We start from the raw sequence: 25,752 nt of genomic DNA on the forward strand, positions 1-25,752 counted from the left end.
GATTATACTTCGTTGATGTTTTGCTGAAGTAGCACAGCCAGTTGTTTCTTGTTAATGGGTTTACTGAAGTAAAACCCTTGGAATATTAATATACCAAGTGCTTTTAACTGTTCTAGTTGTTCTTTCTCTTCCACCCCTTCTGATACGACTTTGAGATTGAAGTTGCTGGCGAGTCCTATAATGGATTTCAGCATGATGTAAGCTTGCGGATCTGTGTTCATGTCTTGTATGAAAGATCTGTCAATTTTGATTTCATCGATAGGGAGAGATCTAAGGTAGCTTAAGGAAGAAAAGCCAGTGCCGAAGTCATCTAATGAAATGGATAGACCATATTCTTTAAGTTGATTTAGTTTCTCAGTTGCATCGTTGATATCGCGGATGAGGACGGACTCTGTCACTTCTAAAATCAATTTTGTTTGGTTGATGGCATGAGACTCTATAACCTGTATAAAGTCTTCTACGAAGGAGTCTTGCCAAATTTGTTTTGCACTTAAATTTACAGATATCTCTAGATGTTCTGTTTCTGGCGAAGACTGCCACTCTTTTAATTGCTGGCAGGCCTGCTCTAATACGAGCTTTCCAATAGGCAAAATCATATTGCTTTCTTCTGCCATTTCCATAAAAGCAGCGGGTGCGAGTATGCCTAATTCTGGGTGCTCCCAACGAACCAGAGCTTCTGCTCCGATGATTTTATGGTGAACCGAATACTTGGGTTGTAGATAGATACAGAAATCTTGATTAAGAACGGATTGGTGTAGGCTTTTTTGTAACTCGACAGTGTATTGGAGATCATCTGTCATATTATTGTCGAAAATGACTGCGGAGTTGCCACCATGAGCTTTTGCTCGATACAAGGCGATATCGGCTAGCTGCAATAACTTTTCAGTCGGTAGCTCATTAGACTTAAAGACAATTCCACCGATACTGGTTGTGATGGCGTATTTTATTTGAATGTCTTGCACATCGCTTTTTAATTCCATAGGTGCGGAAAGGTTTTGTATTAGCTGATTCGCGTAGTCTTTCGCTAGATTGGATGTCGTCGCTTGGTCTGTATTGAGGGCGGGGAAAAGAACGGCAAATTCATCGCCACCAAACCGTGATACAGTGGTGTTCGGCTGTTTGTTGACGGTTAGTCTATGTGCTATCTCCTCTAAAAGCTTATCGCCCATGTGATGGCCATAGCTGTCATTTAATAGCTTGAATCGATCTAAATCTAAAAAGAGAAGGGCACTATAATGATTGTTTTGTTGGATTGGTGTTGCTGTATTTGCTAAAGCGTTTTCAAAATAAATGCGGTTCGCAAGCCCAGTTAATTGATCATAGTAAGCAAGTTTAGAAACCATTTCTTGGTTTTGTTTCTTCGCTGTAATATCTAGGCTGAGGCCTACAATCCAAACTGGATTATTTTCTTCGTCATATTCGGTGATACTTGCTCTATCCCAAACCCAAATTATTTTTCCATCGGGATGTTTTAATCTGTATTCGAGGTTAAAGGGGATATTGTGTTGGAGGAGTTTTTCAATTTCCTTGTAAACTTTTTCTTTGTCTTCTGGGAAGACGCAGTTATCAAAGTCTTCGAATGTTTGTTGCTCTTTTCCTGTGCCACAAATAAGAGTCCATTGTTTATTGTGAAGTACCTCGTCTGTTTGAGGGTTCCACTTCCACAAACCTTCTTCAGAAATTTCTAAAGCATGCTCTAAGTTAGCGTTGTTTTTATCAGACTCTTCTTTTAATCGGGTTATTGTTGCGACTTGCGCAGTAATTTCTGAGTGCTTGTTAGACTGCTTTTTTATGATTGCGATTAAATAGCTAATGCCAATAATGGAGGTGAAAAGTGTGAGGAAGATATTCAGAAGTAAGTGGCTGTCTATTGGTAGTAGCAGATTAATAAAAATCAAAAAAGAAGAAGTTGTCGTCGCTAAAAAACATGTCGATAGAAATATTGTTTTCCAGCTTAGGCTGGTGGTATTCAGCATATAAAAAAACCTTGGTCCGTCGCGGTGTTTATAATTCCATCATAAAGGGATTTTTTTATATTGGTAGATGATTTTTGATCTTTTGTTTACTTTTTAGTGTTTGTTTGTATCTACATGGTTTGCTTAAAGTGTGTCTGTGTATGCTTTCTGGCCTGCATTGATTGTGTATAAGTGGAAAATCAGCGAAAATAGCGCCAATTATTTTAACCTCACTTTTACGTACCCTTTTTTAGGGTGCGTCTTATGCACAGTAGAAGACCATTTATCATGTCCCAAGAGTTTATCGATCAAGTCGAGCAGCGCCGCACCTTTGCGATTATTTCCCACCCTGATGCGGGTAAAACCACCATTACTGAGAAGCTTTTGTTGCTTGGTCAGTTGATTCAAACTGCAGGTTCGGTGAAAGGGCGCAAAGGCGACAAACATGCGACATCTGACTGGATGGCGATGGAGAAGCAGCGTGGTATCTCGATTACCTCTTCTGTGATGCAGTTTCCTTATAAAGACCGCATGGTGAACCTACTTGATACTCCTGGACACGAAGATTTCTCGGAAGATACGTATCGTACTTTAACCGCGGTTGACTCAGTGTTGATGGTGATTGACGGCGCAAAAGGTGTCGAGGATCGAACCATTAAGTTAATGGATGTTTGTCGTCTTCGTGATACGCCAATTCTTACCTTCATCAACAAAATGGACCGAGATATTCGTGATCCGATTGAACTGTTAGATGAAGTGGAAGATGTATTGAAAATTGCTGCCGCGCCGATTACTTGGCCGATTGGTATGAGTGATTTCTTTAAAGGGGTTTATAACCTTTACACAGATACGATTCATGTTTTTGTACGCGGTCGCGGTCACACCTTGATGGATGATATTCGTATTGAAGGCTTGGAGTCTGATGAAGCGAAAGAACTGCTTGGTGATGATTGGGAAGCTTACATGGAAGAAATCGAGCTTGTTCGTGGTGCGAGCCACGAGTTTGAACTCGATGCTTATCTAGCAGGAGAATTGACGCCTGTGTTCTTTGGTACGGCCTTGTCTAACTTTGGTGTTCGTGAAATGTTGGATGGATTTGTTGAGTGGGCGCCATCACCAGTTGCTCGTGAAACCAATTCACGTGAGGTTTCTGCATTAGAGGAAAAATTCTCAGGTTTTATCTTCAAAATTCAAGCCAATATGGATCCAAAGCACCGAGATCGTATTGCCTTTATGCGTGTGTGTTCTGGTACTTACAGTCGCGGAATGAAAATGCGCCATTGTCGCTTGGGCAAAGACATTAAGGTGACTGATGCGGTGTCTTTTACCGCTGGTGATCGAGACGGCGTTGAAGAGGCATTTTCGGGCGATATTATAGGTTTGCATAACCACGGTACAATTCAGATTGGTGACACCTTTACGGAAGGTGAAGATCTGAAATTTACGGGTATTCCTCACTTTGCTCCTGAACTTTTCCGTCGTGTACGACTGAAAGATCCGATGAAGATGAAAGCGCTTCAAAAAGGTTTACAGCAGCTTTCTGAAGAAGGTTCTACTCAATTGTTTATGCCACAACGTAACAATGAACTTATTGTTGGGGCGGTTGGTCAATTGCAATATGAAGTAGTTGCTTACCGCCTAAAAGATGAATATAAGGTGGAATGTATTTACGAAGCCGTGAATGTTAATACGGCTCGCTGGGTTGAATGTGATGATCCGAAGAAGTTCGAAGAGTTTAAGAATAAGTGTCGTGATAATTTAGCGATTGATGGTGGCGGTCATTTAACTTACTTGGCGCCAACACGAGTGAACTTAATGATGGCTGAAGAAAAATGGCCTGATGTTCGATTCCGCTCTACTCGTGAACATTGATTAATACTTGACTAAAATACTTGGTTAAGAAGATAATTCGGTCATTCAAAATAGTTATTATGGTGTCAAAATGAGTAGTGTTGAATCAGTAGATCCTATTGAGTTTACAGAGGCGGCGGCTGCGAAGTTGAAATCTTTGGTTGAGGAAGAAGAAAACGACCGTCTTAAGTTGCGTGTATATGTGACTGGTGGCGGGTGTTCTGGCTTTCAATATGGTTTTACTTTCGATGAAGAGTATCAAGAAGACGATACGGAAGTGAAACGCGATGGCGTTAGCTTGGTGGTTGATCCTCTGAGTTTTCAATACCTAGTTGGTTCGGAAGTGGACTATAAAGAAAATTTAGAAGGCTCTCGATTTACAGTGCAAAACCCAAATGCCACATCAACTTGCGGTTGTGGTGCGAGTTTCAGTATTTAGTATTTCTATCTGACTTTCTCTTGTTTAATGTGAAAAAGCCCTTTGCTTATGCAAAGGGCTTTTTCATTTTTTGGCTACCTCAATTGCTAATAAGTTAGGCCTTTGTGTAGATGTTACTGGCTTGGAGGTATCTTTCATCGCTGCTCATGGTACTGCTATCTAGTGGTTTGTAATGGGCAACAAAGAGTAGGCCGATCTCTTTGTCTCCTAATGCAACAGGCGTTAAGATGTTATTTTTTGCACGCCAAATTCTTAAACCCGAGGTGTTGGACGGGTCTTGGTTTGCAGAGATTTTGCTCTGGTTTATATGTGAATACAGAGGTGATAGTTGGTCAGGCTCGCCATCTTGATCGAGCAAAATATGATAATGAGTCAGTTGCTGCGATAAGAAATCAGGTGAATAAGGCGTGTTTAGTACTGGTAACCAACTCTCTTTTGGCATTGTATGGAATAAGCTGTGTGTTTCTGGTGAGCCATGGTGAGGAGACATTAATAATGTCATCTCAATTGGTACGCCATAAGCAGGCTTTACTGGAATATGGAAAATTAACTGTTTGGCTGGTGGCTGCTTATGTATTTCTGGTTCGATGTAGCCAGCGGTTCTTTGCGTATTTTCTGCTCTTACCGGTGGTACCTGTAAAAAAAGTTTCCAGTCTTTTGAATCTAAAGAAAGTTCTTCTGGTGAGTGTAGGTGTAGCTTTGTGCCCATTGTATGGCTCAAAACATGTTCGATAAGATTAGCAAACACACTTGCAGAGGCGGTTAGTTGAGTTTTTTCATGACTATCAAGATGTATTTCTTTAACTTGATTGCCTGCTGAACTCAAATCAACAGAGTCTTTATGGCTGATGGTAGGGCGTTTTCTTTCCCTACTGATCAGCTTTTTTCCACTCGATTGAGGGTTGGCTTTATTAATTGCCTCTATAAATAACATGGTCCGGCTCCTGTGATAGCTGTCAAAGGTATCGGCCGAAATCTAGAGGAGTTTAGAGATAGTCGTTTTTTTTGAGCAAAAAGACCATCTCTTATGCCGTAATTAACGTAGTAAGTTAGATAGCTTTGGATTTGGCTCTAGGGCTGCGCGATAAAAAAGTGCGACTTTGCCAATCGTTTGAACGGTTTCACATTTCATTATTTTGCTGATTTCAGCGATTAATGCAGTGCGTACGTCACGATCCGCAATGCTAATGCGTACTTTGATAAGCTCATGATCTTCAAGAGCGCGGTCTACTTCTGTTAATACTGTTTCAGTTAAGCCGTTGCCCGCTATCATGACGACTGGGTTAAGGGCGTGTCCGATTAGACGATATTGCTTTTTTTGGGCGTTTGTAATGCTCATAGTAAAATTTTCTCATATTAGTTGACCCTCTTTATTGGAGGCTTTAGAGGTTAAGCGATATTATAGCGGAATATAGACTGATTTAGGTATGATGAAAACGTGGCAAGATCAAAAAGTAGTAATAGTTGGATGAAGGAACATTTTGATGATCCTTATGTCAAAAAATCCCAGCAAGATGGTTATCGTTCTAGAGCAAGCTATAAGCTGATAGAAATTAACGATAAGGATAAGCTGTTTCGACCCGCAATGCGTGTGGTAGATTTAGGAGCAGCTCCAGGAGGTTGGTCTCAAATTGCAGCTAAGCTTGTGGGAGACAAGGGTACGATTATTGCGTCTGATATTTTGGAAATGGCGCCACTGCCTGGTGTGACGTTTGTTCAGGGGGATTTTACCGAGCAAGAAGTTTACGAAGCCATCTTGGCTGAAATGGGTGATGAAAAAGCAGATCTTGTAATTTCAGATATGGCCCCCAATATGAGTGGTAACAGTTCTTCAGATCAGCCGCAGGCTATGTATCTTGTAGAGCTTGCTTTGGATATGGCGGCTCAAGTGCTACGTCCAGGTGGAAACTTTTTGGTTAAAGTGTTTCAGGGTGAGGGGTTTGAAGAATACCTCAAAGCCATGCGGGCTCAATTTTCGTCTGTGGTAACACGGAAACCAGATGCATCGCGAGCGAGAAGTCGCGAAGTTTATTTATTAGGAAGACAATATAAAGGTTAATCGAACATGTTCTGATACTATTGTCAGATACATTAAAAATAACCGTTTAGAGGTGTGCTCTTGAACGACATGATGAAAAATATACTGTTGTGGTTAGTTATTGCAGCTGTACTGCTAACAGTTTTTAACAATTTTAATACTCCGGCTGAAACAAATCGAATTACTTACTCTGAATTCGTGAAAGAGGTTCAAGACGGCCGTATCGCAAAAGTAACTGTTGATGGCTATATCATCAGCGGTAACAGAACGAGCGGTGATTCGTTTGATACTGTTCGTCCTGCTGCTGCAGACCCTAAAATAATGGATGATTTGCTGAACAATAATGTTGTTGTTGAAGGGCGTTTGCCTGAGCAAACAAGCATTTGGACTCAGTTGCTTGTAGCGAGTTTTCCTATTCTGCTTATTCTTGCCATCTTTATGTTCTTTATGCGCCAAATGCAAGGCGGTGGCGGTGGTAAGGGCGGGCCAATGTCTTTTGGTAAGTCTAAAGCACGTTTATTACCAGAAGATCAGATTAAAACAACCTTTGCTGACGTTGCTGGTTGTGATGAAGCGAAAGAAGACACTGAAGAGTTGGTCGACTTTTTGAGAGAGCCAAGTAAGTTTCAGCGCTTAGGTGGTAAAATTCCACGCGGTATTTTGATGTGTGGTCCTCCAGGTACAGGTAAGACTTTGCTTGCAAAAGCGATTGCTGGTGAAGCGAAAGTGCCTTTCTTTACGATCTCTGGTTCTGATTTCGTTGAAATGTTTGTTGGTGTGGGTGCGTCTCGTGTACGTGATATGTTTGAACAAGCTAAGAAACATGCACCTTGCATTATCTTCATTGATGAGATCGATGCAGTAGGTCGTAACCGTGGTTCCGGTATGGGCGGCGGTAATGATGAGCGTGAGCAAACATTGAACCAGTTGTTGGTTGAAATGGATGGCTTTGAAGGTAACGAAGGTATTATTGTTATCGCGGCAACTAACCGCCCTGACGTATTAGATCCAGCGTTATTGCGTCCTGGCCGTTTTGATCGTCAGGTACAGGTAGGTTTGCCAGATATTCGTGGTCGTGAACAAATTCTTAAAGTGCATTTGCGTAAAGTACCTTGCGATGACGATGTTGAACCAAAAAACATTGCTCGTGGTACACCAGGTTTCTCTGGTGCTGATCTTGCTAACCTAGTAAATGAAGCTGCATTGTTTGCTGCTCGCTCTAATCGCCGTTTGGTGAATATGGAGCAACTTGAATTAGCTAAAGATAAAATCCTCATGGGCGCTGAGCGTAAAACCATGGTGATGAGCGATAAAGAAAAATTAAACACGGCATATCATGAAGCGGGTCATACTATTATTGGTTACTTGGTTCCTGAACATGATCCTGTGTATAAAGTATCTATTATTCCTCGTGGTCGTGCTCTAGGTGTTACCATGTATTTGCCTGAAGAAGATAAATACAGTGTCAGTAAGATCGGTCTGGAAAGCCAAGTGTGTAGCTTATATGGTGGACGTATTGCCGAAGAAATGATTCATGGATTTGACGGTGTTTCTACTGGTGCGTCTAATGATATTGAGCGTGCAACTAGCATTGCTCGTAACATGGTTACTAAGTGGGGCTTGTCTGAAAAGCTTGGTCCATACGCATACGAAGAAGATGAAAACAGTGGTAGCTACATTTCAGGTCCTACTGGAAGTAAAGCGAACTATTTCTCACCAGAGACTGGCAAAGTAATAGATGCTGAAGTTCAAGATATCATTACTCGTTGTTATGCTAAAGCGACTGAAATATTGCATGAAAACCGCTCTAAACTAGATGTTATGGCTGAAGCCTTAATGCAGTATGAAACAATTGATGCGAAGCAAATTAAAGAAATTATGGATGGCAAAAAGCCATCTGCGCCAGAAGGTTGGACGGATCCAGGTTCTACACCGCCAAAGGGTGATGCGTCTGCTGAACCTACAAGTGAGACGGAATCGTCTTCTGTAGATGTTTCATCGGATGATTTAGATGCAAATCCAAATCAAGCATCTAAACCTTTGGGTGAATAATTTGTATTTATTGTCTGATATGGTTATTTCATGTCGTTGATATCTTTTGGGGACAAGTCGTTAGACTTGTCCCTTCCTCATGTTATGGGGATATTAAATGTTACGCCGGACTCTTTTTCTGACGGCGGAGCGTTTAATTCCTTAGATTCCGCCTTGCGTCAAACAGAACGAATGATTCAAGACGGTGCTAGCATTATTGATGTTGGTGGTGAATCGACCCGTCCTGGTGCTGCTCCTGTTTCGGTTCAACAAGAACTTGACCGTGTTTTGCCTGTCATTGAAGCAATCAAAAAACGTTTTGATATTGTTGTGTCTGTTGATACAAGTACTGCAGACGTAATGAAAGGTGCGGCTTTGCTTAATGCTGGGCTGATTAATGATGTTAGGGCGCTTGAGCGTGAAGGTGCCTTGGAAGTGGCTGCAAGTACCAATTTGCCCGTTTGCTTGATGCACATGAAAGGTTCGCCTCAAACAATGCAGGATCAGCCAGATTATCATTCTGTTGTTTCAGACGTTACAGAGTATTTGTTGGCTAGAGTGGATGCTTGTGAGAAAGCGGGTATTGAGCGAGATCGTCTAATATTGGATGTCGGTATTGGGTTCGGTAAAACATTAGCTCATAATTTATTGCTAGTTAAACATACCGAGCATTTTAGAAAACTAGGTTTTGAAGTGCTGGTTGGTCTGTCTCGGAAAACCATGATCGGTGACGTGTTAGGTTTGCCTGTTGAAGAGCGTTTGTATGGCACTATGGGGGCAAATGCTTCCGCTTATATGAAGGGTGCCCGTATTTTTAGAGTTCATGATGTTAGGCCGCATGTAGAAATGCTGGCGCTGATGTCTCGTATTGAGAGAGAAGTTTGATGCGTAAATATTTTGGTACAGATGGAATTCGTGGAAAGGTTGGCACAACGCCCATTACGCCTGAGTTTATGCTTAAGCTTGGGTGGGCGGCTGGTCAAGTTTTTAAGGAAAATGACAAAAAAATATTGATAGGCAAAGACACTCGTATCTCAGGTTACATGTTTGAATCTGCACTTGAGTCTGGCATTGTTGCTGCTGGTGCGGATGTTCGTTTGGTTGGTCCTATGCCAACGCCTGCTATTGCTTATTTGACTCGTACTTTTCGTGCCAGTGCCGGCATTGTTATCAGCGCTTCTCATAACCCTTATTCAGATAATGGTATTAAGTTTTTCTCTGCGGAAGGTGGGAAAATCTCCGATGAGATTGAAGAGCGTATAGAGTATTTTCTAGAGCAGCCTATGGAAGTGGTGGAATCTAGCTTGATTGGTCGTGCTAGACGAATTGAGGATGCGGCTGGGCGTTATATTGAGTATTGCAAAGGTACCTTTCCAATTGGTCTGCAGTTGAGTGGATTAAAGATAATTGTCGATTGTGCTGATGGCGCTACTTATCATGTCGCACCTCGCGTTTTCTCTGAATTAGGTGCAGATGTTATTTCTATTGGTGTGAACCCTGATGGGTTGAATATCAACGAGTTTAGCGGTGCAACTAAGCCAGAGTTGTTGCGTAAGAATGTATTGGCTGAAGGTGCTGATATCGGTATTGCTCTTGATGGCGATGGAGATCGATTGATCTTGGTTGATCGTCATGGTGTGGTTCGTGATGGTGACGATATTCTTTATATTATTGCCAATCATTTGATGCAAACGGGTCGTTTTAGCGGTGGTGTTGTTGGGACCTTAATGAGTAACTTCGGTCTTGAACTGGCATTTTCTGAAACGGGTATTGGTTTTAGCCGTGCTGCGGTTGGTGATCGATACGTTAATGAAAAACTAATGCAACATGGTTGGGTGCTTGGTGGCGAACCATCGGGTCATATCGTGTGTCGTTCAATTACCACTACGGGTGATGGCATTATTGCTGCTCTTCAAGTGTTGAGAGCTATGGTTGAAGAAGGTAAGTCATTAGACGAACTTTTGACTGGCTTGGTAAAATTTCCTCAGAAATTAAAAAATATTCGTGTCGCGAAACGTTTTGTGCCTAATGAAGAGCCTGCGCTACAAAAAGCGATTGCGATTGCTAATGAACGTTTGAATGGTTTAGGGCGAGTTTTACTTCGAGCGTCAGGCACGGAACCTTTGATTCGAGTGATGGTTGAGGGTCGTGATGATGAGACAGTTAACGAGCTAGTGGATTATCTAGTGGAAGAAGTGAAGCTGGTTGTTGAATCCAAAACATCTGCATAAAGTGAATATCTTTAGTCGCTTAAATAAATACTTGAAACCAAACGGGGCTTTCCATAGAATGGGCGCCTCGAATTTAGGGGTTAGAATATGATTCGTCAGAAAATAGTAGCTGGAAACTGGAAAATGAATGGCTCAAAAGAGTCTATTAATGCTCTGGTTGATGGTTTGCTTGAGATGAAGGGTTCTAATTCTGAAGTGGTGATTGCCCCTTCTTTTCCTTATCTATCACTTGTTAACGATCTTGTTAAAACGAGCAATTTTAGTTTGGCTGCTCAGAACGTTAGTGATGAAGTAAAAGGTGCTTATACAGGGGAAGTCTCGGCTTCTATGTTAGGTGATTTCGATGTTAAGTATGTTTTGCTTGGTCATTCGGAACGCCGCACACTTTATAATGAAACAGATGATGTTGTTGCAGCTAAAGTGGCGACTGCTTTGAATGCTGAGTTGACGCCAATTTTGTGTATTGGCGAAACCTTGGAAGAGCGCGAAGCAAATCAAACATTTTCTGTGTGCGAACGTCAGATTCAAGCTGTCATTTCAAAAGTCGGAATCGAAGCTTTCGCAAAAATAGTTATTGCTTATGAGCCAATTTGGGCGATAGGCACAGGATTATCAGCAAGTGCTGAGCAAGCCCAAGAAGTGCATCAGTCAATTAGAGCCTTCTTGGCAAAGTCTTCAGAAGTTGTGTCTCAAAAGGTACAAATTCTGTATGGCGGAAGTGTTAAAGCATCAACCAGTAAGGCTTTATTTGAAATGCCTGATGTCGATGGTGCTCTTGTTGGTGGTGCATCACTTGATGCAAAAGAATTTATAGCAATAGTAAAAGCGGCAGGTTAATTAATGGAAGCACTTATTTTAGTTTTGCATGTACTGGCGGCAGTAGCGATTATTGCGTTGGTTTTACTGCAGCAAGGTAAAGGTGCAGATGCTGGCGCCTCTTTTGGTGGCGGTGCATCTCAAACAGTATTTGGTAGTCAAGGAGGCGGTAGTTTCTTCGGGAAAATGACAGCTGTATTTGCGTTGGTTTTCTTTTTGACGAGTTTTGGTTTGGCTTTTTTTGCAAGCGAACAAGCGAAAAGTGTTTCTGGTGCGCTTGATTTTGTTCCTTCTGCTCCTCAAGTGGAAGATTCAATTAGTTTGCCTGAATTGGGTGAGACACAAGCGACTTCAGATCTACCTGTAACTGAGTAATTTCAGTTTATAGGTTGCAATAAAATATCTAAATTGGATGTTTTATTGTTTATAAGTGTTTTGCGGATGTGGCGGAATTGGTAGACGCGCCACCTTGAGGGGGTGGTGAGCTATGCTCGTGGGGGTTCGAGTCCCCCCATCCGCACCAATCTTGAATTGATGTTGTATCTTGTGTATGATGTCGCGATATTGATGCAGAGTAATTTGGTTGGTTGAAGATAAACGCGATTTGTCTTCATGGTTTCCTTTATTAGGTGTCCACGCCATTTTGTTCTTGGTATTAAGTGTCAGGATTGACGACCTTCTTTGAAGGATGCTCTTTCAGTGTTACTGAATAGAGTACTAAGAACCCCTATATGGGGTTTTTTGTTATCTGTACTCTTATTGCTGTTTTATAAATGGAAATGGGCCTTGAGCCCGTTTTTTGTTTCTGCGTTTTACAAAATTGGTTTTCGGAGAAAACGATTGTCAGCAAAATATACGATTTTAGAAGAACTTATTCGACCTGTCGTTGAAGGGCTAGGGTTTGAGTTCTGGGGGATGGAATATTTATCTTTAGGTAAAGATTCTGTGCTTCGCATTTTTATTGAGACGGATGCGGAGAAGGGTATCGATGTAGAAGATTGTGCCCGTGTTAGCCGTCAAGTTAGTTCAATTCTAGATGTTGAAGACCCAATTACTGGGGAATACAACCTAGAAGTTTCATCACCAGGTTTAGATCGACCTTTATTTAGTTTGGTTCAGTACCAAGCCTATATTGGTTCTGTTGTTTCTTTGCGTTTGCGAGTGCCATTTGATGGGCGTCGTAAGTTTAAAGGCCAACTTATGGGGATCGAAAACGAAGACGTCGTCATTCGTGTAGATCAAGAAGAATATTTACTGCCTATCGATTTAATCGATAAAGCGAATGTTGTTCCACAATTTTAAAAATTAACCTTGAAGAGAGGCTAAAAGGATGAGCAAAGAAATTCTTTTGGTAGTGGAAGCCGTTTCCAACGAGAAAGATGTTCCGAAACAAGTTATTTTCGAAGCCGTTGAAATTGCTTTAGCTAGTGCTGCCAAACGCCGTTTTGAAGAAGAGGCATTAATTCGTGTCTCTATCGATCAGCGTACAGGTGATTATAAAACATATCGCCAATGGAACATTGTTGCAGATGAAGACTATTCCGCACCTGCGTATGAATTAACAATCGATGATTCTGAAGAACAAAACCTTGGCGTTGATATTGGCGGCGTTTACGAAGAAGAAGTTGAGTCTGAAACCTTTGGTCGTATCGCAGCGCAAACTGCAAAACAAGTCATCGTACAGAAAGTTCGTGAAGCTGAACGCGCTAAAATGGTTGCGTTGTATGCCGAGAAAGTTGGCAAGCTTGTACACGGTCAAGTGAAAAAAGTGACTCGTGATAGCTTGATCATCGACCTTGGTGAAAACGCAGAAGCGTCTTTACCGAAAGATCAATTGATCGCGCGTGAAAGTTTCAGAATGAACGATCGTATTCGTGCATTGTTGTTAGAAATTCGTGACGACAGTCGCGGTGCTCAGTTGGTTCTATCTCGTAACGCACCAGAATTTATGGTTGAGTTGTTCCGTCTGGAAGTGCCAGAAATCGCTGAAGAAGTGATTGAAATTCGTAGCGCTTCAAGGGATCCAGGTTTACGTGCAAAAATTGCAGTAAAAACCAATGACCGTCGTATTGATCCGATTGGTGCATGTGTTGGTATGCGTGGTGCTCGAGTTCAAGCTGTATCGAATGAAATGAACGGCGAGCGTGTTGATATCGTACTTTGGGACGATAACCCAGCACAGCTTGTTATCAACGCTATGGCGCCTGCTGAAGTGGATTCCATCGTTATTGATGAAGATGCTCATTCTATGGATGTGGCGGTTAAAAGCGATAATTTAGCGCAAGCGATTGGTCGTAACGGTCAGAATGTACGTTTGGCTTCTACCTTAACTGGTTGGGCACTGAATGTAATGACCAGTGAAGATGCAGAAGCGAAGCAGCAAGAAGAGTCACAGAAGCTGATTGATGTTTTTGTTACTGGTCTAGATATAGACGACGATTTGGCGATCCAAATGGTTGATGAGGGATTCACTTCTTTAGAAGAAGTGGCTTATGTCCCAATGGAAGAAATGTTAGACATCGACGGATTTGATGAAGATTTAGTAAACGAGCTGCGTTCACGAGCAAAAGAAGCTTTGTTGAATCAAGCGCTTCAAGCTGAAGAGCAATTAGATGGTGCTAAACCTGCTGCTGATTTGTTGGCAATGGAAGGAATGGACAATCATCTTGCTTTAGTACTTGCGTCTATCGGCGTGATTACTATGGAAGATTTAGCTGAGCAATCAGTTGATGAGTTGCTTGAAGTTGAAGGTATGACTGAAGAGCGTGCTGCGAGTCTTATTTTGACTGCCCGCGCACCTTGGTTTGCTGAATCTGAATAAAATCTGAGTACATAAGGGGGAACTTAATGACAGTTCAAACCGTAAAGATACTATCCGAGTTGGTGAATACACCAGTCGATAAGCTACTAACTCAGATGAAAGACGCTGGTCTGCCTCAAACGAGTGCAAATCAAGAAGTCTCTGAAGTTGAAAAACAAACCTTGTTGAATTTTTTAAAGCGTCAACACGGTGAAGAAGGCGATAGCAGCCAACGAATTACTCTACAGCGTAAGACAACAAGTACTTTATCTCGTGGTGACGGCGGTAAAGCAGTCAATGTTGCTGTAAAGAAAAAGCGTACTTACGTGAAGCGCGATGATTTAGATGACGAAGCTCAAAAGCAAGAAGAGCTGGCTAAGCGTCTTGCAGAAGAGCAAGCGGCAGAAGAAGCTCGTTTACGTTTAGAAGCTGAGAAAAAGTTAGAAGCAGAAAAAGCCGCAAAAGCAAAAGCTGAGGCTGAAGCTGCAGAAAAAGCGCGTCAGGCTGCTGAAGCCAGCGCGGTAAATGATGCGGAGCAAAATGCTTCCGACAAAGGAGCAGAGCCCGTGGAAACGGTTAAGCGAGAGAAAGCGCCTAAGAAAGCGTCTCAACCTGCAGCGGACAATAAAAAGTCTACTGTTGCGCCAAAAGGTAAAAAAGGTGCTACAAGACATGATAACGACAAAGAGAAAGATAAGCCTCGTGGTCGTAGTCCAGAGAACAAACGTTCTTCACGCGTTAATGTAAACGGTGACGAAGAGTTTGCTCGTCGCGGTAAATTAGGTCGTAAGAATAAGAAGCCTGTTAAACAAGAGCATGGTTTCCAAAAGCCGACTGCTAAAATTGTCCATGAAGTTGCTCTGCCTGAAAGCATCACAGTTGCTGAGCTTGCAGAGAAAATGACAGTGAAAGGCGCGGAAGTTATTAAGGTCATGTTTAAAATGGGTGCAATGGCAACCATTAACCAGACGATTGACCGTGATACAGCAACACTTGTTGTCGAAGAAATGGGTCACACAGTGACTTATATCGATGAAAACGCTGTTGAAAATGACATGATGGAAGCGATCGATTACGAAGGTGAAGCGATTAAACGCGCACCTGTTGTTACTGTAATGGGTCACGTTGACCACGGTAAAACATCCTTACTTGATTACATTCGTACAACACGCGTTGCTGCGGGTGAGTCTGGCGGTATTACCCAGCATATCGGTGCATACCATGTTGAGACACCACATGGCATGGTCAGCTTCCTAGATACACCTGGACACGCGGCGTTTACTTCTATGCGTGCTCGTGGTGCGAAAGCAACCGATATCGTTATCCTAGTTTGTGCTGCGGATGATGGTGTTATGCCTCAGACAATTGAAGCGATTCAGCATGCTCGTGCTGCTGAAGTACCTATGGTTGTGGCAATCACTAAGATCGATAAAGAAGGCGCTGACCTTGATCGCGTTAAGAATGAATTGGTTGCTCAAGAAGTTGTACCTGAAGAATGGGGCGGTGACGTTCAGTTTGTTGGTGTATCTGCTAAGTCTGGTGAAGGTATTGAAGAACTGCTAGAAGCGGTACTTCTACAGTCTGAAGTACTTGAGCTAACAGCGGTTCCTAGTGCGCCAGCGAAAGGTGTGGTTGTTGAAGCACGTCTTGATCGCGGACGCGGTTCTGTCGCAACTTTGCTTATCCAGAACGGTACCTTGAAAAAAGGCGACATCGTCTTGGCTGGTTTGCAAATGGGCCGTGTACGTGCCTTGTTGGACGAGAACGGTAAGTCAATTACTTCTGCAGGACCTTCTATTCCTGTTGAGATTCTTGGTCTTGATGGTACGCCGGATGCAGGTGAAGAATTCATCGTTGTTGCGGACGAGCGTAAAGCACGTGAAGTCGCTAACTTCCGTCAAGGTAAGTACCGCGAAGTACGCTTTGCACGCCAACATTCTGCTAAATTGGAGAACTTGTTCTCTGAAATGGGTAAAGACGAAGTTCGTACTTTGAACGTTGTTCTTAAAGCCGATGTTCGTGGTTCTCTTGAAGCATTGATCAAGTCATTAACTGATTTGAATACAGATGAAGTGCGAGTGAACATTGTTTCTAGCGGTGTGGGTGGCATTACGGAAACTGATGCAACGTTAGCCTTGGCTTCTGAAGCGGTTATCTTTGGTTTCAACGTTCGTGCCGATACATCAGCTAAGCAATTTATCGAGCGTGAAAGCATTGATCTTCGTTACTACAGCGTTATCTACAACATCATCGACGATGTTAAACAAGCGCTTTCAGGTATGTTGTCTCCTGATTTACGTGAAGATATTCAAGGTACAGCGGAAGTTCGTGACGTATTTAATTCTCCTAAGTTTGGCTTAATTGCTGGCTGTATGGTGATTGAAGGTACGGTATACCGTAACAAGCAAATCCGTGTACTACGTGATGACGTTGTTATTTACGAAGGTGAGCTAGAATCACTTCGTCGCTTTAAAGATGCGGTTAACGAAGTCGGTCGAGGCATGGAATGTGGTATCGGTGTGAAAAACTACAACGATGTCAAAGTAGGCGATAAGATCGAGGTTTTTGAAACCGTCGAAGTTGCGCGTACGCTTTAATAGGGCAAAATCATGGCAGGCGAATTTAGTCGTACTAGTCGGATTGGTGACCAGCTCCAAAAGGAGCTGGCGTCTTTAATCCAGTTTGAAGTAAAAGATCCTCGTTTGGGGTTGGTTACTGTCAACGAAGTACGTGTTGCAAAAGATTTAGGGTATGCGGATATTTATTACACCGTACTCGGTAAAGACGATCAGCCAGAAGTGTTGGCAGAAAACCAAGCCGCATTAGACAGTGCGAAAGGTTTTTTACGTCGTCGTTTGTCACAAGAAGTGAAACTTCGTGTGATGCCGCATTTGCGTTTTCATTATGATCAAAGTGTTCTTAATGGCTCGCGAATGTCGTCTCTTATTGATGAAGCGATTCGTGTTGATGAGACGAAAAGCGGTAACGGTAACGAAAGCGAGTAATAATTTCGTATGTCTAAAACAAAATGGCGTTCAGTGGACGGTATTGTCTTACTGAACAAGCCAATAGGTTTAAGCTCAAACCAAGCACTACAGCGTGTTCGACGTCTTTATCGAGCTGCTAAAGCAGGCCACACTGGAGCGCTTGATCCCTTGGCAACTGGTATGTTGCCTTTGTGTTTGGGGGAAGCTACTAAGTTTTCACAATTCCTGTTGGATGCAGATAAGCGTTATATCACCTGTATTCAATTGGGAAAAAGAACCACAACGGGTGACCGTGAAGGTGACGTTTTAACCGATGAAGCTGTTCCTGTATTAACAGAGGATGAGCTTGAATCCATATTAAATCGTTTTCGAGGTGAAATAGAGCAGATACCTCCTATGTATTCTGCTTTAAAGCATGAAGGTAAGCCTTTGTATGAATATGCTCGACAGGGCATTGTTATAGAAAGAAAGCGCCGTCGTGTCACTATTACTAATTTGACGCTTGTTTCTCGAACAGAAGATACACTGACGTTAGACATTCAATGTACTAAAGGAACTTATATTCGCACCATTGGTGAGGATATTGGCGAAGCGCTTGGTTGTGGAGCGCATTTGCATTCTTTGCATCGTGTTTCTACTGCTGGTTATTCTCCTGAAGGTATGCTCACTCTAGAAGAGTTTGAGCACATTGCTGAACAAGGTGAAGCGGAATTAGATGCCTATTTAATGACGATGGATACTGCCGTTGAGCATTTGAATAGGGTAGAATTGCAGCCTGAAGAAACAAAAGAAATGCTGTTTGGTCGAAGTGTCGAGAATCTCACATCGTTTGATGATGGGAGCTTGGTGAGACTGTACGACAAAAATACACAGCGTTTTTTAGGATTAGGCATTTTAAAGGATACAATTATTAGGCCTCATCGACTCGTAAATACCAGTGAGTTAACTAATATTTAATGTTAGACTAGCTCACTTAGGATAACTGAAAATATGCTCGGCTATCCTTTATTCTTAATAGCATATTAATTTGGAGATATAGATTATGGCATTGTCTGCAGAATCAAAAGCAGCGTTGGTTAAAGAGTTTCAAGTAGCGGAAGGTGACACTGGTTCTCCTGAAGTTCAAGTAGCATTGTTGACTAAGAACATCGAAGGTCTACAAGGTCACTTTAAAGCTCATATCCATGACCACCATTCTCGCCGCGGTCTAATTCGCATGGTAAACCAACGTCGTAAGTTGTTGGATTACCTTAAGCGTAAAGATGCAGCACGTTACACTAGTTTGATCAAAAAACTAGGTCTGCGTCGCTAAGACTGAAGAAGGGCCATAAATTATTATGGCCCTTTTTTTATTGGTCTCCCAAGGGACAGCCTGTACTTCATATGTGCTTTTCTTTGCATGCATAGCAGAGATCAAAAGAGTTCATCTGAGTACTGGCTTAAAAAGATGGTCTTTGGGAGAAAGCAATTTTTTTAATGAAAAGGAATACGTGTGAGTATTACAACTAAAACTTTCCAGTTTGGTAACGACACAGTTACCCTAGAAACAGGCCGCATTGCTCGTCAAGCAACGGGTGCTGTTCTATGTACTATTGGTGATGCACAAGTACTAGCAACTGTTGTTGGTGCTAAATCAGCAAAACCAGGTCAAGACTTTTTCCCATTGTCTGTACATTACCAAGAGCGTGCTTACGCTGTAGGTAAAATTCCAGGTGGTTTCTTGAAGCGTGAAGGTCGTCCTTCTGAAAAAGAAACGCTAACTTCTCGTCTTATCGACCGCCCAATTCGCCCATTGTTTCCAAAAGGTTTCATGAACGAAGTTCAGGTTGTTTGTACAGTAATGTCGACAAATACTGATCTAGATGCAGATATCGCGGCTATGTTGGCAACGTCTGCTGCTCTAACCATTTCTGGCATTCCATTCAATGGTCCAATTGGTGCAGCACGTGTTGGTTTTAACGATGAGTCTGGTTATATCTTAAACCCTTCTTACTCTGCATTAGACAGCTCTTTGTTAGACATGGTTGTTGCTGGTACGAAAGATGCGGTTCTTATGGTTGAATCCGAAGCACAAGAATTGACAGAAGACGAAATGTTAGGTGCTGTTCTTTTTGCACATAAAGAAATGCAAACAGCTATCTCTGCTATTGCTGAATTCGCTACAGAAGCTGGTAAGCCTCGCTGGGAATGGGAAGCTGAGCCTGCAAATGCAACTTTGGCTGAAGCATTAGAGTCTGGCTATGCAGCACAAATTGAAGAAGCTTACGGCATCAGTGAAAAAATGGCGCGTTACGCTAAATTAGGCGAAGTGCGTGATGCAGCGGTTGCTGCGTTAGTGACTGAAGAAGGTGAGTTCTCTGAAGCAGATGTAACTGGTGCTTTCTCTAAACTTGAAAAGCGCACCGTTCGTCGTCGTGTTATCGATGGTCAGCCACGTATTGATGGTCGTGACAACAAAACAGTTCGCCCAATCAATGTAGAAGTAGGCTTGCTTAGCAAAACTCACGGTTCTGCTTTGTTTACGCGTGGTGAGACTCAAGCAATCGCTACTTGTACTCTAGGTACAAGCCGTGATGCTCAAATGTCTGACGGCTTAGCTGGCGAAAGCAAAGACAGCTTCATGTTGCATTACAACTTCCCTCCTTATTCTGTAGGTGAGTGTGGTCGTATGGGTGGTGTTGGCCGTCGTGAAATTGGTCACGGTCGTCTAGCTCGTCGTGGTGTTCAAGCGGTATTGCCTTCTGAAGATGAATTCCCATACACAATTCGTGTTGTGTCTGAAATCACTGAGTCTAACGGTTCAAGCTCTATGGCTTCTGTTTGTGGCGCGTCTTTGTCTATGATGGATGCAGGCGTTCCTCTTAAAGCGCCAGTTGCAGGTATTGCAATGGGTCTTATTAAAGAAGACGACGGCTTTGCTGTATTGACTGATATCTTGGGTGACGAAGATCATCTAGGCGATATGGACTTTAAAGTGGCTGGTACTGAAGAAGGTATCACGGCGCTTCAAATGGACATTAAAATCGAAGGTATCAATGAAGAAATCATGGATATCGCTCTAAGCCAAGCAATGGATGCGCGTAAGCACATCTTGCGTGAAATGGCGGAAGTTATCGGTTACGCACGTCCTGAAGTTTCTCCAAATGCGCCTTCTATGGCGACGATCAAAATTGATCCTGAGAAAATCCGTGACGTTATCGGTAAAGGCGGCGCAACGATTCGTTCTATCACAGAACAAACAGGCGCTTCTATCGATCTTGACGACGACGGTACAGTACGCATTTATGCAGCTGATAAAGCGTCTTCAGATGCTGCCTTGTTGAAAATCCATGAAATCACAGCTGAAGCAGAAGTAGATAAGCTTTACAAAGGTAAAGTGGTTCGTCTTGCTGAGTTTGGAGCTTTCGTTAATATCTTGCCTGGTAAAGATGGTTTGGTTCACATTTCTCAGATCGCTGAAGAGCGTATCCGTGCTGTGACAGACTTCCTTTCTGAAGGCCAAGAAGTCATCGTTAAAGTTCTAGATGTTGATGCTCGTGGTCGTATCAAGCTTTCTATGAAAGACGTTACAGAAGAAGAAAAAGCATCTTACACTGAGTAATTAATAGCGTAAGTTGATGTAAAAGGGTGCTATTTATAGCACCCTTTTTTTGTGCTTCAGGAAATAAATAACTAAGATAGAGTTATCTTGTAAAAATATCTTTGATGTTGCATCACTGAATTATTGTTATTGAAGGGAAATAAAATGAAATTGAAACTTGCCAGTTTATTAGTATCAAGTATTGTGTTGGTTGCCTGCAGTAAAGATGTTGTGAATACACCTGTGGCAGTAATCCCTGATTGTGTTTTTGCGGATGGTTCGAACCAAGCTGCGCCTGATTGGGTTTGTGGCGCGCCTGTTGAAGGTGTGACCTTGTCTGCCGTTGGTTACAGCGAGAAGTCAGCTGCAGGCCCTAATTATATGAAGCAGATGGCAGCGACAGCGGCAAGAGTTGAATTGGCTCAAGTGTTGAGTGTTGATTTGCAAAATATGGTTAAGCAGTACGTGGAAACAACGGGTGCTGGCGATGCAGAAACTGTGGATCGAGTGAACAGTGTTGTGACCAAGCAAGTGACTGAGCAACAGTTGATCGGTTCTAAAGTGGTTCGCCAAATGCCAACACCATCTGGTGGTTTAGTTGTTTTAGTTGGTTTGGATCCTTCTCAGGCAGAAGGTGTAGCTGAAAGTATTTTGCGTACTTCTATGAGAAGTGAAGCGGCTTTATTTCAGAAATTAGAAGCTGAAAAGAGTTTTGATGAGTTAGCGGAAGAAATTGCGAAGCGCTATTCTAATTAATCTATTGGTTATTTAATGGATGGGGATGTACAAGCTTTGGTTTGTTCACCCCCAGATGTTTATTTAAAGCGAGCCTTCTTCATCAAAAATAGGGGTTGGCTTTTTGTTCTCATCAACGGCGACAAAGTTAAAGTGGCCTGTTACTGCTTTTGTACGCTTGTCGCTGTCTAGTTGCTCAAGGAAAATAGACACTTCTACCTTTAGGGATGTTCGTCCTACATGCACAACTCGGGCGATCAGTTCGACTAGGATCCCAGACGGAATGGGCTGTTTGAAGTCAACTTGCTCTGTTGAAATTGTCACCATAGATTTTCTAGAAAAGCGTGTTGCTGCTATATAAGCTACTTCGTCCATCCATTGTAATGCAATGCCGCCAAATAATGTGTCGTAGTGATTTGTTGTACCTGGAAAAACCATTTTGGCAACGCGAGTTTCGGAAATTTCTTCACGCTTTTGAATGAGTAGTTTGTTCATGTTAGTAAAACCTTTTCTTTCTATGATTCTGTTAGGTGGCATTATACTCATTGGAGTGAGCGGATGTGACACGCGTTTTAAAGCAGAGACTACTTTGTCTGATTATGTACAGGATTTAAACCGTTCTCAGTTTTTTTCCACAGAAATTCCAGCAATTGTAATGCCAAGTCGTTTACCACCTAAAAGATTACGTCAGCAGGACTTATCTACTTTTGATATTGGCCTGTTAGATTTCCTATCTCTTCAGCAATGTGATGTTGGTGCTGTGGCGGGGAAAAAGAACAGTATTTTAGGGAAAGTAATGCCGGATAGTCAGCGCTTCTTGTACGAGTTGGATATTATACGTGCTATTGAATCTTGTGATGTAACGGATATGGAGCTTGCTGAATCTCTCCAACAGGTAGCACAGGAAAAGCGGCTTGAATTACCTATTGCTTTTGGGAATGCCATTTTTCAAGGTGAAGAGAGTGATGCTTTTTTCAGCCTCTCCAATGGCTTTTTACCTTTAAATTACTCAACGGAACATCAGCAAGAACTATTGAATGCTTTGAATCACCTTATTGCCATAGGTGAGAATCTGGAGAGCCTTCCAGTGGTTGATGGTGACAGGTTTGAAAATGATCTAAAGGCTTTGCTGAATAGTGAATACGCAGGGCGGCTTTTGTATTCTTTATCCCGAATCACGAGTTATTTGAATCAAGTGTCTCATGAGGTAAGTGCTTTGGATCAGAAGGTTTGCGGAGCACCTATTGCATATTTGTCGCAACAATTTGAGCGCCATTATGTGGAGGTGCTACAGCCATACATGGGAAGAATAAACAGCAGCGCTTATGAGGTTTTGCCTCTACTGAATCGATTGGCTGAATTAGGGAAGGTCAATAATGAAACGCAGGGTTTTATGCGCCAGTTTTCGTTACAAGGAGCAAGCGAAAGTGTTTGGCTTGATTATCAGGAAGCGTCCCAGAAGCATGCAAAACAATGGAGTCGAGTGCTTGGTCTCTGTTCTGTTTCACTCTCATCTTAGTTTTTTATAATTAAATTTGGGTGTGGATTTGTTGCTCTAAGCTTTCTACTAGGTCGTATTGGAAAGCTTCACCTGAGGCCAATGGTTCTTGGCTTAAAGCTTTGAGTAAGGCGAGATTGGCAACTGGGTTTGAGCCAATTCGATGAGAAAATTGAATCGGTCGAGTCAAAGCGTGAGGCTGATGGGCATTTAAGGTATCAGCGGTATTCAATAATGAAGGGCCTGGCTGACTAAATAAGCTCATCATTAGTGCAAAATGAGCATTGCCTGACACCGGACTGCCCGCTTTACTATTCTGGGTGACCTGTGTTTCAACAATTTCTCTTATATTCATTTGTTAGCCTAATTGGTTTAGTTGCAATAAAGCTATCGGCATGAAGTGTTTTTTCTTGATGGGATGAGTGGATTAATTAAGAGGTGGTTTTTTGCTTATTTAATGGTAGAAACATTAAATTGTTATTTTTTTATGGAGCTTTCTATCAAATAGCTATCAGGTATGGCTCAAATTGTTCAAGCATCGTACTATAATGCATTATATATCAATTAGATTTCGAACATTTTGACTTTATTAATATGGAAAAGTAAGCCGCTTTATTTTTTGCGGTAGGGCATATAGATGCATGACATCAACGAACTGATAGAGAATGTAAGGCATAACGAAGGGATTGCGCGTAAATTCTTCGAGATAGAGCGCTGTATTCTTTCTATCGGCCGTTGTGATCAGTTTGTTTCAACCCTCACCCGTGAAGTGCAAAAGCAATTTAATGTGCCTTATGTGTGGGTAAATCTAATCAATGAAGCCCCTTTGTCTCATCTCATAGAGAGCTTGGAAAAAATGCCAGATTTACGTGATCGGGTATTGTTCACAAGACGACGCTCTATGATAGATATCATCAAGTCGAGTAATAAAACTGTTCTTGTTAATACGAATTTAAGCCAATGTCGAGACATCATCCCTAGTGTGTATCGTGACATTATTTCTTCTGTGGCTATTTCTCCTTTGACCATAGATGGTGAGTTGGTGGGGTTATTTTGCCAAGCCGACTCAGACAGTTCCCGTTACGATGCCACGACAAAAGATACATTTTTATTAGATCAGCTAGCCATTAAGATTTCTATTTGTCTGAGTAACGTAACAGCGCGAGAGAAACTTGAATATCTAGCAACTCGTGATCCTCTCACTGGGTTGTTAAATCGTCGTCAATTGGAATTGATGCTAGATCGCGAATTTACTCGTACTAAGCAACAGAAGCGTGATTTGACCGTTGTGTTTATTGATTGTGATGCTTTTAAATCCATTAATGACACATTAGGACACAACTGTGGTGATGAAGTTTTAGAATACATTGCTAAGCGATTATTGAAGTATGTTCATAAACAGGGTTTGGCTTTCCGATTTGCTGGTGATGAGTTTGTGTTTGTTATGCCGGGAAAAAGCTATGAACAGGCGATGTTGGTGGCTGAATCTATTCAAGAATATCTTCAAGCTAATCCTTTAAGGTATAAATCTAATCTGGTTCCTATTACGATCAGTTATGGCGGTGCAAGTGTTCTATCTGATGCACCAAATAACTATAAACATTTGCTGAAAGTGGCTGATGAACGCCTTTACGACTATAAAAACAATCGTAAGCGATTAGTGCCAACGAAAGTGTTTAAATTTCTGAATAAACTGCGCTGATTTTGTAATTTTATTACATTTTTAGGCGCCTGCTTTCGTATGTATGGTATTTTTCAGGTTAATTTTGTTGTAAAATTTCAAAAAAATAATTAGGGTTCGTTTATGTCCCATGCGTTAATTGCTGATTTAGGTGGAACCAATGCGCGTTTTGCTATTGTTCCCATTCACGAATATGAACCACTAGAAGTTAGAGTGCTACCTTGTAAGGATTACGATAACTTTTTTGATGCAGCGTCTGAGTATATTAATCATTGTAGTGTTGAACTAGCAGACATCGACGCCGTTGTTTTAGCCATTGCCGGCCCTGTAAATAAGCCAGTAATTCGCTTCTCTAACAATCCTTGGTATTTTACTCGATCAGAGGTTGAGTCTTATTTTGGCAAAGATAAAGCGGTAGCCTTGTTAAATGATTTCGATGCAGTTGGACATTGTTTAAAAGTTCTCTCATCTGATGATGTGGTTGAAATTGGCGAAGCGAAACCAGTTGATGCAAAAGAGCCTTGTTGGGTTGTTGGCCCTGGAACCGGGTTGGGTGTGTCATGTGTGGTGCCACAAGAAAACGGACCAAGTATTATTTTACCAGGAGAAGGCGGACATATAGATTTGTCTTCTTGTAATGAGATTGAAGACTATATTCTTACCTTTCTTCGATCTCGCCATGAGCGTGTTTCAGCTGAGCGAGTGCTATCTGGAATGGGGCTTGAAAATATTTATGAAGCGCTTGCTATGCGTGATGGAGTGGCGAAACGTTTAACCGCTCCAGAAATTGGCGAAGCCTTGGCTCAGGGAGATGACCCTATTGCCGTTGCCGCTCTTGAGCAGTTTTTTGTGTTTTTAGGGCGAGTGATTGGGAACTTTGTTCTGTCTGTAGAAGCTCGAGGTGGTGTTTATATCGCGGGTGGTATTGTTCCTCGATATGTAAATGAAATTCTAAAAAGTGGCTTCCGTAGAGCCATGCAAGATAAGGGGCGTATGAAAGAGTTTGTTTCGCCTGTTCCTACTTTTGTTGTTATGTCTGAATATCCAGGGCTGATGGGATGTGCTTGTTACGCTTCCTATCTCGTCTCGAAAGCCTAGTCTAGTTGGAGA

At 42.1% G+C, this 25,752-nt stretch carries 24 protein-coding genes and 1 tRNA gene; 20 read left to right on the forward strand and 5 right to left on the reverse strand.

The annotated features are described in order from the left end of the window. Window positions 1-2 precede the first annotated feature (2 nt). Window positions 3-1,976 (reverse strand): bifunctional diguanylate cyclase/phosphodiesterase, encoded by a 1,974-nt coding sequence (locus AC0L46_RS11300; protein ID WP_473503683.1) that lies wholly within the window; start codon window positions 1,974-1,976, stop codon window positions 3-5. 243 nt (window positions 1,977-2,219) lie between these two features. On the opposite strand from AC0L46_RS11300, the gene AC0L46_RS11305 reads away from it, so the two are divergent. Together AC0L46_RS11305 and erpA are read left to right on the forward strand one after the other, a co-directional pair. Then, window positions 2,220-3,827: a peptide chain release factor 3 gene (locus AC0L46_RS11305; protein ID WP_473503685.1), complete on the forward strand. Its 1,608-nt coding sequence runs from the start codon at window positions 2,220-2,222 to the stop codon at window positions 3,825-3,827. Window positions 3,828-3,897: 70 nt separating this feature from the next. Further along, complete coding sequence (gene erpA / locus AC0L46_RS11310; RefSeq protein ID WP_317002814.1) at window positions 3,898-4,245, forward strand: iron-sulfur cluster insertion protein ErpA; 348 nt, start codon at window positions 3,898-3,900, stop codon at window positions 4,243-4,245. Window positions 4,246-4,339: 94 nt separating this feature from the next. On the opposite strand, the gene AC0L46_RS11315 is transcribed toward erpA, so the two are convergent. Both AC0L46_RS11315 and AC0L46_RS11320 read right to left on the reverse strand, forming a co-directional pair. Continuing rightward, window positions 4,340-5,179 carry a hypothetical protein gene (locus AC0L46_RS11315; protein ID WP_473503687.1) on the reverse strand — a complete coding sequence of 280 codons (840 nt, stop codon included), beginning with the start codon at window positions 5,177-5,179 and terminating at the stop codon, window positions 4,340-4,342. A 102-nt stretch (window positions 5,180-5,281) separates the two neighbouring features. After that, a complete protein-coding gene (locus AC0L46_RS11320) occupies window positions 5,282-5,584 on the reverse strand; it encodes a YhbY family RNA-binding protein (RefSeq protein ID WP_317002816.1) in 303 nt (100 codons plus the stop codon). Window positions 5,585-5,713: 129 nt separating this feature from the next. Between AC0L46_RS11320 and rlmE the strand changes: the two genes are divergently transcribed. From rlmE to AC0L46_RS11395, 15 genes are all read left to right on the forward strand, one after another. Then, window positions 5,714-6,304, forward strand: coding sequence for a 23S rRNA (uridine(2552)-2'-O)-methyltransferase RlmE (rlmE, locus tag AC0L46_RS11325; protein WP_473507134.1), 591 nt, complete (start codon window positions 5,714-5,716; stop codon window positions 6,302-6,304). A 69-nt stretch (window positions 6,305-6,373) separates the two neighbouring features. After that, window positions 6,374-8,335: an ATP-dependent zinc metalloprotease FtsH gene (gene ftsH / locus AC0L46_RS11330; protein WP_473503689.1), complete on the forward strand. Its 1,962-nt coding sequence runs from the start codon at window positions 6,374-6,376 to the stop codon at window positions 8,333-8,335. A gap of 30 nt (window positions 8,336-8,365) precedes the next feature. Further along, window positions 8,366-9,199 carry a dihydropteroate synthase gene (gene folP / locus AC0L46_RS11335; protein WP_473503691.1) on the forward strand — a complete coding sequence of 278 codons (834 nt, stop codon included), beginning with the start codon at window positions 8,366-8,368 and terminating at the stop codon, window positions 9,197-9,199. Next, a complete protein-coding gene (glmM, locus tag AC0L46_RS11340; RefSeq protein WP_473503693.1) occupies window positions 9,199-10,545 on the forward strand; it encodes a phosphoglucosamine mutase in 1,347 nt (448 codons plus the stop codon). The genes folP and glmM overlap by 1 nt, the downstream gene beginning before the upstream one ends. 87 nt (window positions 10,546-10,632) lie before the next feature. Next, entirely contained in the window at window positions 10,633-11,382 is a 750-nt protein-coding gene (gene tpiA, locus AC0L46_RS11345; protein WP_473503695.1) for a triose-phosphate isomerase, read from the forward strand. 3 nt (window positions 11,383-11,385) lie between these two features. Further along, window positions 11,386-11,736: a preprotein translocase subunit SecG gene (gene secG, locus AC0L46_RS11350; RefSeq protein WP_414680609.1), complete on the forward strand. Its 351-nt coding sequence runs from the start codon at window positions 11,386-11,388 to the stop codon at window positions 11,734-11,736. A gap of 62 nt (window positions 11,737-11,798) precedes the next feature. Continuing rightward, a tRNA-Leu gene (locus tag AC0L46_RS11355) sits at window positions 11,799-11,884 on the forward strand. Between the two features lie 317 nt (window positions 11,885-12,201). Next, a complete protein-coding gene (gene rimP / locus AC0L46_RS11360; RefSeq protein ID WP_317002822.1) occupies window positions 12,202-12,663 on the forward strand; it encodes a ribosome maturation factor RimP in 462 nt (153 codons plus the stop codon). A 28-nt stretch (window positions 12,664-12,691) separates the two neighbouring features. After that, complete coding sequence (gene nusA, locus AC0L46_RS11365; protein ID WP_473503697.1) at window positions 12,692-14,182, forward strand: transcription termination factor NusA; 1,491 nt, start codon at window positions 12,692-12,694, stop codon at window positions 14,180-14,182. Between the two features lie 26 nt (window positions 14,183-14,208). Beyond that, complete coding sequence (gene infB, locus AC0L46_RS11370; RefSeq protein WP_414680607.1) at window positions 14,209-16,758, forward strand: translation initiation factor IF-2; 2,550 nt, start codon at window positions 14,209-14,211, stop codon at window positions 16,756-16,758. A 12-nt stretch (window positions 16,759-16,770) separates the two neighbouring features. Beyond that, window positions 16,771-17,166, forward strand: coding sequence for a 30S ribosome-binding factor RbfA (rbfA, locus tag AC0L46_RS11375; protein WP_317002823.1), 396 nt, complete (start codon window positions 16,771-16,773; stop codon window positions 17,164-17,166). A gap of 9 nt (window positions 17,167-17,175) precedes the next feature. After that, window positions 17,176-18,105, forward strand: coding sequence for a tRNA pseudouridine(55) synthase TruB (truB, locus tag AC0L46_RS11380; RefSeq protein ID WP_473503698.1), 930 nt, complete (start codon window positions 17,176-17,178; stop codon window positions 18,103-18,105). An 85-nt stretch (window positions 18,106-18,190) separates the two neighbouring features. Then, the gene (gene rpsO / locus AC0L46_RS11385) at window positions 18,191-18,460 is read left to right on the forward strand and encodes a 30S ribosomal protein S15 (protein ID WP_012068748.1); all 270 of its coding nucleotides are present in this window, start codon (window positions 18,191-18,193) and stop codon (window positions 18,458-18,460) included. A 180-nt stretch (window positions 18,461-18,640) separates the two neighbouring features. Then, window positions 18,641-20,749 carry a polyribonucleotide nucleotidyltransferase gene (pnp, locus tag AC0L46_RS11390; RefSeq protein WP_473503700.1) on the forward strand — a complete coding sequence of 703 codons (2,109 nt, stop codon included), beginning with the start codon at window positions 18,641-18,643 and terminating at the stop codon, window positions 20,747-20,749. Between the two features lie 144 nt (window positions 20,750-20,893). After that, window positions 20,894-21,484, forward strand: a complete 591-nt coding sequence (locus tag AC0L46_RS11395) for an LPP20 family lipoprotein (protein WP_473503702.1) — start codon at window positions 20,894-20,896, stop codon at window positions 21,482-21,484. A gap of 63 nt (window positions 21,485-21,547) precedes the next feature. Here AC0L46_RS11395 and AC0L46_RS11400 read toward each other — a convergent pair whose 3' ends face one another. After that, window positions 21,548-21,958, reverse strand: coding sequence for an acyl-CoA thioesterase (locus tag AC0L46_RS11400; RefSeq protein WP_317002826.1), 411 nt, complete (start codon window positions 21,956-21,958; stop codon window positions 21,548-21,550). On the opposite strand from AC0L46_RS11400, the gene AC0L46_RS11405 reads away from it, so the two are divergent. Further along, window positions 21,957-22,982: a DUF3080 family protein gene (locus tag AC0L46_RS11405; RefSeq protein WP_473503704.1), complete on the forward strand. Its 1,026-nt coding sequence runs from the start codon at window positions 21,957-21,959 to the stop codon at window positions 22,980-22,982. The genes AC0L46_RS11400 and AC0L46_RS11405 overlap by 2 nt on opposite strands. A gap of 10 nt (window positions 22,983-22,992) precedes the next feature. Here the strand turns inward: AC0L46_RS11405 and AC0L46_RS11410 are convergent, their stop codons facing one another. Continuing rightward, window positions 22,993-23,316, reverse strand: coding sequence for a hypothetical protein (locus tag AC0L46_RS11410; RefSeq protein ID WP_473503706.1), 324 nt, complete (start codon window positions 23,314-23,316; stop codon window positions 22,993-22,995). 282 nt (window positions 23,317-23,598) lie between these two features. On the opposite strand from AC0L46_RS11410, the gene AC0L46_RS11415 reads away from it, so the two are divergent. Then, the gene (locus tag AC0L46_RS11415) at window positions 23,599-24,663 is read left to right on the forward strand and encodes a diguanylate cyclase (protein WP_317002829.1); all 1,065 of its coding nucleotides are present in this window, start codon (window positions 23,599-23,601) and stop codon (window positions 24,661-24,663) included. Between the two features lie 102 nt (window positions 24,664-24,765). Further along, window positions 24,766-25,740, forward strand: a complete 975-nt coding sequence (gene glk / locus AC0L46_RS11420; RefSeq protein ID WP_473503708.1) for a glucokinase — start codon at window positions 24,766-24,768, stop codon at window positions 25,738-25,740. Window positions 25,741-25,752: the final 12 nt, after the last annotated feature.

Source organism: Marinomonas sp. 15G6-16, assembly GCF_055809555.1.